This window comes from Microvirga sp. P4_G7 (assembly GCF_056401005.1).
In genome coordinates this window covers 1-9257 of sequence record NZ_JBFUKD010000079.1, presented here as the reverse complement: position 1 = coordinate 9257, position 9257 = coordinate 1, and the positions used below count along the sequence as shown (strand labels likewise).

Sequence of the window (9257 nt, the reverse complement as noted above, 5' to 3'; positions counted from 1 at the left end):
GGCGTAAGGTGCCGGCCAGGCAAAAAAGCCGGGTCAAGGCGCAGGTGCCGACTAGGCAAAAAAAAGCCGGGCCAAAGGCCCGGCAAAGTCAAAGTTCCGACAGATGTCGAGAACCTTCCAGAGGGAACGGCCGACACGGCAACGCTGGGAGGAAGTAGCGGTGCCGCGTTGAAATCAGCCAATGCTCATATCGACCGCATCGTGCCCTTTTGCAACGCAGCATGCCTCATGAAAGGGCTGCGCTCAGCGCATGGCTTGTCGCTGGGGCAACCAAAATAAGGGAAAGCCATCGAGCTTGGCTTTCGAAAGCGGACGATCTTCCTGGAAAATGCGACTGCGTCGGATCAGAAAGTCCAACGCTGTGCGCGACTGATCAGGAAATCCCTGAACGCCTGGACGCGAGCAACCGAGCGCATTTCCTCCGCATAGACGAGATAGCTGTCGAGCGACGGCATTTCGACGTCGCGCAGGATCTGGGTCAGGTTTGGATTTCCGACGGCGGCGTAGTCCGGCAGCACGGCGATCCCGGCACCGGTTTCCACGGCGATTTTCAAGGCGGTGATGTTGTTGACCACGTAATGATACTGCCGCGCCTCGACATTTTCACGCCCCGCCGATGCCAGCCAGTGAACCGACATCAGATAGGACGGCTGATCGCCTCCGAATGAGATGATGCGATGTTCGTCGAGATCTTCGAGCGTCTTCGGTTCGCCGAATCGCTTGATGTAGTCGTTGGATGCGTAGACGTGAAAATGCACCGTGAAGAGCCGGCGCTGGATCAGGTCGGGTTGCGCCGGCCGGCGCAGCCGAATCGCGACGTCGGCCTCGCGCATCGCGAGATCGAGTTCCTCGTTGGTGAGAATCAATTCGACACGGACGTCCGGATAGAGATCGAGAAACTCGCCGATGCGCTGCGCCAGCCAGATCGAACCGAGGCCGACCGTCGTCGTGACCTTCAATTCGCCGGACGGGCGCTCGCTCGTATCGACGAGACGGGCCTTCGTGGTCTCGAGGCGCATCCGCATGTCGCGCGCGGCGCGGAAGAGCAGATCGCCCTGTTCGGTCAGGATGAGTCCACGGGCATGGCGGTGAAACAGCGGAGCTTTGAGTTCCCGTTCCAATGCGCTGATTTGCCGGCTGACCGCCGATTGGCTCAGACCCAGATCGTCGCCGGCTCGGGTGAAACTCCCGGCCTCGGCCACGGTGTAGAAAATCCGGATCTTGTCCCAATCCACGGCGAACCCCCCGATGCCCGGGTTCCGATGGACCGGGATTATCTGTAACTTATCACCCGCCGGGCGCAGGCCATAGGAATTCTGCCCGACTCGTCGTCTTTATTCGGCAGCTTCCCGCGTCTCTTCGAGGGCTGCCAGGTACCGCTCCGCTTCCAGCGCCGCCATGCATCCCATGCCCGCGGCGGTGACCGCCTGGCGGTAGATGTCGTCGGCGACGTCGCCCGCGGCGAACACGCCGGGAATATTCGTCGCCGTCGATCCGGGCTTCGTCTGCAGATAGCCGCCGGGCTTCATGTCGAGCTGGCCGACGAAAAGCTCCGTCGATGGCTTGTGTCCGATCGCGATGAAAACGCCGTGCGTCGGGTGGGACGTGATCTCGCCCGAAAGCAGGTTCCTGAGCCGGATATGGGTCACCGAGGAGGGATCCTCGCTGCCGCAGATTTCCTCCACAGCGTTGTTCCAGATCACGTTCACGTTGGGATGCTTGAACAGCCGATCCTGCAGGATCTTTTCGGCCCGCAGGGTGTCGCGGCGATGCACGAGGGTGACCTTGCTTGCCAGATGGGCGAGATAAAGGGCTTCTTCCACGGCCGTATTGCCGCCGCCGATGACGAAGACTTCCTTGCCGCGGAAAAAGAAACCGTCGCACGTGGCGCAAGCCGAGACGCCGAAGCCCTGGAACTGACCCTCCGACGGCAATCCGAGCCACTTCGCCTGGGCACCCGTGGAGATGATCAGGGCGTCGCTGCTATAGGTCGTTCCGGAATCGCCCTCCAGGCGGAACGGACGCTGACTCAGGTCGACCTTGACGATGTGGTCGGAGACCATGTGCGTTCCGACATGTTCCGCCTGCATCCGCATCTGTTCCATCAGCCAGGGCCCCTGGATGACGTCGGCGAAGCCCGGATAATTCTCCACGTCGGTGGTGATCATGAGCTGGCCGCCGGGTTGAAAGCCCGACACGAGAACTGGTTCGAGCAGGGCGCGCGCACCGTAGATGGCGGCGGTGTAGCCGGCCGGGCCGGAGCCGATGATCATGAGCCTGGCGTGAGTGTGGGCCATTTTAGAGAGTCTCCGGCAACAAGTCCGCCTCCGGCAAGCCGAGAGTGCGGCGATGGCGGGCCAAGCCTTGGGCGATGGCTTCCGCAATGTGAGGGGTTGAATTTAAGGGTTTATAGGGCCGACCTTCAAGGCGGCCCGTGAAAGCATGCACAACTCCCTCGGCTTCAAGGCCCTGGATGAAGGCCGCGAGCTTCGGGTGCCCACCGGAAGGGGTAAAGACCAGCAGGGGAACGCCACTGACCGCAGCCTCGCCGATCATGTTGAAGGAATCGGCGGTGGCGACGATGGAATCGGCGAGGCCGAGGAGGGCAATGTAGGGGTTGCGGCCAGTCCCGTCCCAGTAGAAGCCTCCATGCCCGTCCACGAGGTCCGCAAGGGCCTTCCTGAGGCCCTCGGGAGTCCGTCGAGAGGCTGTGATCATGAGCGTCGCTCCGCCCGCTGCGAGAGTCGTCAGCTGGCTCACGAAACGGTCCTGGTCGGCCTCGGAGAAAGTGTGGTGTCTGCTGTCGCCCCCGGCAAGAACGGCGACGCGTGGATGGGGCAGGGTGGACAGTCGGGGATCGGGTTTGGCTCGCGCGTCGGCCAGGCGGACCTCCGAGACTCGGTGCGGCGGCGTCAGCGAGACGAGGACGTTGGCGCCGCGCAGGGGGTCGTGCTGGGGGACCCAGATGAAATCGGCGGTCTTGGACCCGGTGCGCGGATCCTTGAGGAAGACCGTGAACGTCCTTCCTCCCGAGGCGCGTTTGACGAACCTGACGTAGGGCACCGACCGGCGGCCCGAAGCGATCAGGAGATCGGGGAAGGGCGGTGCGATCGGGCTGTTGTGAGCGCCCGGGCGTTCGCGCGGATCGACAGGCCCCCACGGCATCAGCCACGAGAACGGAGCACGGGGAGCGACCCGGCGAATTTCAGGATCGAGGCCGAGCGCTTCGGCGACGCCGATGGCCGGCTGCTCGTCACCGGCCTTGCCGTCGGTCAGCACCCAGCACGTGAGGCCTGAAGGATTGCGCAACATTTGATCAATGTGCCTGTGGAGTTCATCAAGAACGTTGCGGATCGGGGGGCGGTGCCGGCTTGTGCAGACCCTCTACACGGTCTACTCAGCCGAGACGAGCCTTTACCGGAGGTCATGTGCGCGGACGCCTCGATTCCATCGATTGGGCCATTCTAAAGGAACTGCAAGCCGACGGCAGCATCACCAATGTGGAGCTGGCGCGCAGGGTCGGCTTGTCTGCGCCGCCATGCCTGCGCCGGGTGCGCGCATTGGAGAAGGCCGGCATCATCAAGGCTTACCGGGCGATGCTCGATCCCAAGGCTCTGGGCTTCGAGATCGTCTGTTTCGCGATGGTGCAGCTCGATGTCCAAGGTAAGAAGGAACTCAACGAGTTCGAAAAGCGCATCAGGGATTGGTCCATGGTGCGCGAGTGCTGGACGTTGTCCGGCGACATCGACTTCATCCTGAAATGCGTCGCGCCCAACCTCGCCGCATTCCAGAACTTCGTGTCCGATCTGACGGCGCTCGCCAATGTCCGCAATGTGCGGACGGCTCTGACGCTCGATCTGGTCAAGGATGAGCCGCTGGTGCCTTTGGAAGACGCGGCGCCCGTCAGCGGATGAGCTGACGGCGAAGCCACTGCGCGTAGGCGCGCCCGAGCGCGACGGCACGGCCCGGCTCGTCCGGATCCAGGATCGACCGGTTGACGGCGAGCACCGCGAGCTGCGGATGACGGGCGATGATCTCGCCGTTTCGACCGAGCGCCAAGGCTTCCCCGTCGAGAGAATCCGTGCCGCCACCCCCACCGCCGCGACCGCGCCAGTTTTCGCCGCCGCCGTCGGGAAAGGCCGAAATCGCAACGCTCGTCAGGCGCACCACGAGGCGCGGGCCGTTCTTGTCCATGCGATCGGCGAAGCGCCTGCGCATCTCGTCGAGAGTCGCCGCGCCGATCAGGTCGGCGAAGGGGCCGAGACCCTTTTCCCGCAGAGGTGTGATGTCGACCGAGATCGACGAGAAGTATTGCGGAAAAGCGTCGGAGCCGGTGCCGGTTGTCGTGCAGCCGGCGAGGACCAGCGACGACGCCAATCCGGCCGCCAGGAGCCGTCGTCGAGAGAGGAGGGGAGTTCGAGATTGGAGGGAAGTTCGAGAGAGGGAGGAAGTCATGGGATCGTGTTCCATTGCAGTCACCTCCTCTCGCATATAGGGCGTCAGCCGAACTGAACGCCCACCACTTCGTAGGATTTTCCACCGCCGGGTGTCGAGACCTCGACGGTATCGCCGACGGTCTTGCCCATGAGCGCGCGCGCGATGGGCGAGGAGACGGAGACGAGCCCCGATCGAACGTCAGCCTCGGGTTCGCCGACGATCTGATAGGTCTTTTCTTCCTCGGTGTCCTCGTCGAACAGCTTCACGATGGCGCCGAACTTGATGCGATCGCCCGAAAGCTTGGTCACGTCGATGACTTCGGCGCGGGAAATCAAGCTCTCCAGCTCCAGAACCCTGCCCTCATTGAGGGATTGAGCCTCTTTGGCGGCGTGGTACTCGGCGTTCTCCGACAGATCGCCAAGCGCGCGGGCTTCGGAGATCGCCTGGATGATCCGGGGGCGCTCCACCTGCTGGCGCTGCTTGAGTTCTTCTTCGAGCTGGGCGTAGCCCTTGATCGTCAGAGGGACCTTGTCCATCGTTCGTCTCGTCCACAAAAAGAGAGACGAGGCCGTCGTTTCCGACGCCCCCGCTAATCAACGAAAACTTCTTTGAAGCTTCGCAGTTCCAATAACGGCCCGAGTCTCAGGCAAAGTATTCCTGAAGCGCTCGCACCTCGAGATCGCCGTCGAGATAGGATTTGATCCCTTCGGCCGCCGCGATCGCACCTGCAAGAGTGGTGTAGTAGGGCACCTTATGCAAGAGGGCAGCCTGCCGAAGGCTGCGCGAATCCGACAAGGCTCCAGCCCCCTCGGTCGTGTTGAAGACCAGCTGGATATCGCCGTTCTTGATGGCGTCGACCACATGGGGGCGGCCTTCCAGCACCTTGTTGACCCGCGTGGCCTTGACCCCGTTTTCCTCAAGAAATTTCTGCGTTCCCGTGGTCGCGAGGATCTGGAAGCCGAGATCCTGCAGCATCCGGATGGTCGGCAGGATGCGGCCTTTGTCCTTGTCGCGCACGGAGACGAACAGGGTGCCGGTTTTCGGGACCGCGTTGCCGGCCCCGAGCTGGCTCTTGGCGAAAGCCACGCCGAAACTGCGATCGAGGCCCATGACCTCGCCGGTCGAGCGCATCTCCGGACCGAGCAGGACGTCGACGCCGGGGAAGCGGGCGAACGGGAAGACTGCCTCCTTCACGCCGATATGGGCCAACTCCTTCGGGGCCAGGCCGAACTTTAGTAGGCTCTCACCGGCCATGACGCGAGCTGCGATCTTCGCCACTGGTTCGCCGATCACCTTGGCGACGAACGGCACGGTACGAGAGGCCCGTGGATTGACTTCGAGCACGTAGATGTCGCCGTCCTTGATGGCATATTGGACGTTCATCAGTCCGCCCACGTTGAGCGCCAGCGCCAGGCCCGTGGTCTGGCGCTCCAGTTCGGCCAGGATTTCCGGAGACAGCGAGCGGGGCGGCAGCGAGCAGGCGGAATCGCCGGAGTGGATGCCCGCCTCTTCGATGTGCTCCATGATGCCGGCGATGAACACGTCCTTGCCGTCGCACAGGCAATCCACGTCGACCTCGATCGCATCGGAGAGATAGCGGTCGAAGAGAAGCGGGTTCTTGCCGAGGACCGTGTTGATCTGGCCGGTTTTGTCGTTCGGATAGCGCGCTTTGACGTCGGAAGGGATCAGGCTCGGCAGGGTGCCGAGGAGATAATCCTCGAACTGCGTTTCGTCGCGGATGATCGCCATGGCGCGGCCGCCGAGCACGTAGGACGGACGCACGACGAAGGGCAATCCGAGATCGGCGGCGATCAGGCGGCTCTGCTCGACCGAATAGGCGATGCCGTTTTTCGGCTGCTTGAGGTGCAGCTTGTCGAGAAGACGCTTAAAGCGGTCGCGGTCCTCGGCGAGATCGATGGCGTCGGGCGAGGTCCCGAGGATCGGCACGCCCGCTTCCTCGAGGGCGTGGGCGAGTTTCAACGGGGTCTGGCCGCCGAACTGAACGATGACGCCGTGGAGGGTGCCGTTCTGTTGCTCGGTTTCGATGATCTCGAGCACGTCTTCCTGGGTCAGTGGCTCGAAATAGAGGCGATCGGACGTGTCGTAATCGGTCGACACCGTTTCCGGATTGCAATTGACCATGATGGTCTCGTAACCGGCGTCCTTCAGCGCGAAGCACGCGTGGCAGCAGCAATAATCGAACTCGATGCCCTGGCCGATTCGGTTCGGTCCACCGCCGAGGATGATGACCTTCTTGGCGTCGGACGGGCGCGCTTCGTCCGCCGGCTTGCCGGCGAAGGGCGCGGTGTAGGTCGAGTACATGTAGGCGGTCGGCGAAGCGAATTCGGCAGCGCACGTATCGATGCGCTTGAACACCGGGCGCACGGAAAGCGAACGACGCAGGATCCGCACATCTGCTTCCGACTTGCCGGCGAGAACGGCGAGGCGGGCATCGGAGAAACCCATGGCCTTCAAATGGCGGAAGGCGCCCGGCGTTTCGGGAAGTCCGAATTTCTTCACCTTCGCTTCGAGATCGACGATGTCCTGCAACTGCTCCAGGAACCAGCGGTCGATCTTGCAGCTCTCGTAGACTTCGTCGTGGCTCACGCCGAGGCGGAGCGCTTGCGCGACTTTCAGCAACCGGTCGGGCGTCGGTGTTCCAAGCGCCGCCTTGATGGCGTTCCGGTCATCGCCCTTGCCGAGGCCCTCGATCTCGATTTCGTCGAGGCCGGTCAGACCAGTCTCCAACGAGCGCAGCGCCTTCTGAAGCGATTCGGGGAGGGTGCGCCCGATCGCCATCGCCTCGCCGACCGATTTCATGGCGGTGGTGAGCGTCGGTTCTGCGCCGGGAAACTTCTCGAAGGCGAAACGCGGAATCTTGGTGACCACGTAATCGATGGTCGGTTCGAACGACGCGGGGGTCGCACCGCCGGTGATATCGTTGGCGATCTCGTCCATCGTGTAGCCCACGGCGAGTTTCGCAGCGACCTTCGCGATCGGAAAACCAGTGGCCTTGGAGGCCAGTGCCGACGACCGCGATACGCGCGGATTCATCTCGATCACGATCATCCGGCCGTTCTCGGGGTTGACCGCGAACTGCACGTTGGATCCGCCCGTTTCGACACCGATCTCGCGCAGAACCGCCAGCGAGGCGTCGCGCATGATCTGGTATTCCTTGTCGGTCAACGTCAGCGCCGGGGCGACGGTGATCGAATCGCCGGTGTGGACGCCCATCGGGTCGATGTTCTCGATCGAACAGACGATGATGCAGTTGTCCGCKKTGTCGCGSACSACCTCCATCTCGTATTCCTTCCAGCCGAGAACGCTCTCCTCGATCAGCACCTCGTTCGTCGGCGATGCATCGAGACCGCGTTCGACGATGTCGAGAAACTCGTCGCGGTTATAGGCGATGCCGCCGCCGGTGCCGCCCATGGTGAAAGACGGGCGGATAATGGCCGGCAAGCCTACTTCGGACAGCGCCATCAGGGCCTCGCCCATGGCGTGTTCTTGATAGCGCTTGCGGCGCTCGTTCTCGCCCGCGCTCCACTTGAGCTCGTACCCGGCGATCATGCGCTTCTTGTCGCCGGGATGGATGTCGAGCGCTTCCATTCTCGCCACTTCGGCGAGATGGGCGTCGCGGTCCGCCTTCTTCAGGGCGGAGGCGTTGGCGAGGCGGGATTGCGGCGTGTCGAGGCCGATCTTGGTCATCGCCTCGCGAAAAAGCTGACGGTCCTCGGCCTTGTCGATGGCTTCCGCCGTCGCGCCGATCATTTCGATGCCGTATTTTTCCAGGACGCCCATCTTCTTGAGCGACAGGGCGCAGTTCAAGGCGGTCTGGCCGCCCATGGTCGGCAGGAGCGCATCAGGGCGCTCTTTTTCAATGATCTTGGCGACGATCTCGGGCGTGATCGGCTCGATATAGGTCGCGTCGGCCAGGTCGGGATCGGTCATGATCGTCGCCGGGTTCGAATTGACCAGGACGATGCGGTATCCCTCTTCCTTCAAGGCCTTACACGCTTGCGTTCCCGAATAATCGAACTCGCAGGCCTGTCCGATGACGATCGGGCCCGCGCCGATGATGAGGATGGAGGAGATGTCTGTCCGTTTCGGCATGAAGCTACCCAGGCGTAGCCAGCCGCACGGCCGCATAATGCGGCGCTTCGAGCGCAGCTGGCATGAAATCTGATTGAAGGTTGAGTGAGGCTCTTACACGGGCCGTGCCGGTAAAGGAAGTGGAATCGGTGGAGCTTTCGACGAGAGTCGGGGTGACCTCGGCAGTCAGAAGCCTTATCGGAGAGACGTGACCTTCTCTCGCTCCCTTTCCCACCTCGGACGGCAGCTTTCGACCTTTTTCGGGGTCGGGGTCGCGGCCGCGATCGCCCATTTCGGCCTGCTGATCGGGTTGGTCGAACTCGGCGGAGCCTCTCCCGTCCCAGCGACCCTGGCGGGCTACGTAGCTGGCGGAATCGTCTCCTACACCCTCAATCGTCGGCATACCTATCGGAGCGACAGGCCCCATCGCGAGGCCACGTGGCGGTTCGCGGTCGTGGCCTCGGTCGGTTTTCTGCTGACGTGGCTCGTCATGCACCTTTTTACGATCACCCTGGGTGCGCCCTACCTTCCGGCCCAAGTCGTCACGACGGGGATCGTGATGCTGTGGAGCTTCCTCGCTCACAAGATTTGGACGTTTGCCTAAGAAGCCGCGTCGCCTCGATTGATTTTGGCGGCGGTGAGAATCGTGTCGAGAAGCTTCGGAAAGCGGGCTTCGAGGTCATCGGCGCGCAGCGATACGAATCGATACGCGCCGTCGAGCCTAACTC

The 9257-nt window shown here is 62.7% G+C and carries 8 protein-coding genes; 2 read left to right on the top strand and 6 right to left on the bottom strand.

Annotated features, from left to right (window positions below):
- Window positions 1-344: 344 nt before the first annotated feature.
- The 3 genes from AC1DT3_RS06065 to AC1DT3_RS06055 all read right to left on the bottom strand — a co-directional run bounded on the left by AC1DT3_RS06065 (window position 345) and on the right by AC1DT3_RS06055 (window position 3312).
- On the bottom strand, window positions 345-1235 hold the full coding sequence (locus tag AC1DT3_RS06065; RefSeq protein ID WP_477464350.1) for a LysR family transcriptional regulator: 891 nt from the start codon (window positions 1233-1235) through the stop codon (window positions 345-347).
- Between the two features lie 99 nt (window positions 1236-1334).
- On the bottom strand, window positions 1335-2297 hold the full coding sequence (gene trxB / locus AC1DT3_RS06060) for a thioredoxin-disulfide reductase (RefSeq protein ID WP_477464349.1): 963 nt from the start codon (window positions 2295-2297) through the stop codon (window positions 1335-1337).
- Between the two features lies 1 nt (window position 2298).
- On the bottom strand, window positions 2299-3312 hold the full coding sequence (locus AC1DT3_RS06055; protein ID WP_477464348.1) for a mitochondrial fission ELM1 family protein: 1014 nt from the start codon (window positions 3310-3312) through the stop codon (window positions 2299-2301).
- A gap of 116 nt (window positions 3313-3428) precedes the next feature.
- On the opposite strand from AC1DT3_RS06055, the gene AC1DT3_RS06050 reads away from it, so the two are divergent.
- On the top strand, window positions 3429-3914 hold the full coding sequence (locus tag AC1DT3_RS06050; RefSeq protein WP_477464347.1) for an Lrp/AsnC family transcriptional regulator: 486 nt from the start codon (window positions 3429-3431) through the stop codon (window positions 3912-3914).
- On the opposite strand, the gene AC1DT3_RS06045 is transcribed toward AC1DT3_RS06050, so the two are convergent.
- The 3 genes from AC1DT3_RS06045 to carB all read right to left on the bottom strand — a co-directional run bounded on the left by AC1DT3_RS06045 (window position 3904) and on the right by carB (window position 8550).
- Window positions 3904-4377 (bottom strand): hypothetical protein, encoded by a 474-nt coding sequence (locus AC1DT3_RS06045; protein WP_477464346.1) that lies wholly within the window; start codon window positions 4375-4377, stop codon window positions 3904-3906. The genes AC1DT3_RS06050 and AC1DT3_RS06045 overlap by 11 nt on opposite strands.
- Before the next feature lie 122 nt (window positions 4378-4499).
- Window positions 4500-4973 (bottom strand): transcription elongation factor GreA, encoded by a 474-nt coding sequence (gene greA / locus AC1DT3_RS06040; RefSeq protein WP_477464345.1) that lies wholly within the window; start codon window positions 4971-4973, stop codon window positions 4500-4502.
- A gap of 106 nt (window positions 4974-5079) precedes the next feature.
- On the bottom strand, window positions 5080-8550 hold the full coding sequence (carB, locus tag AC1DT3_RS06035; RefSeq protein ID WP_477464344.1) for a carbamoyl-phosphate synthase large subunit: 3471 nt from the start codon (window positions 8548-8550) through the stop codon (window positions 5080-5082).
- 187 nt (window positions 8551-8737) lie between these two features.
- Between carB and AC1DT3_RS06030 the strand changes: the two genes are divergently transcribed.
- Complete coding sequence (locus AC1DT3_RS06030) at window positions 8738-9133, top strand: GtrA family protein (RefSeq protein WP_477464343.1); 396 nt, start codon at window positions 8738-8740, stop codon at window positions 9131-9133.
- The last annotated feature ends 124 nt before the right edge of the window (window positions 9134-9257 follow it).

Excerpts from the sequence above, each read along its gene's own strand:
- trxB (WP_477464349.1), bottom strand. The coding sequence starts at position 2,297 with ATGGCCCACACTCACGCCAGGCTCATGATCATCGGCTCCGGCCCGGCC.
- AC1DT3_RS06055 (WP_477464348.1), bottom strand. The coding sequence starts at position 3,312 with ATGTTGCGCAATCCTTCAGGCCTCACGTGCTGGGTGCTGACCGACGGC.
- greA (WP_477464345.1), bottom strand. The coding sequence starts at position 4,973 with ATGGACAAGGTCCCTCTGACGATCAAGGGCTACGCCCAGCTCGAAGAA.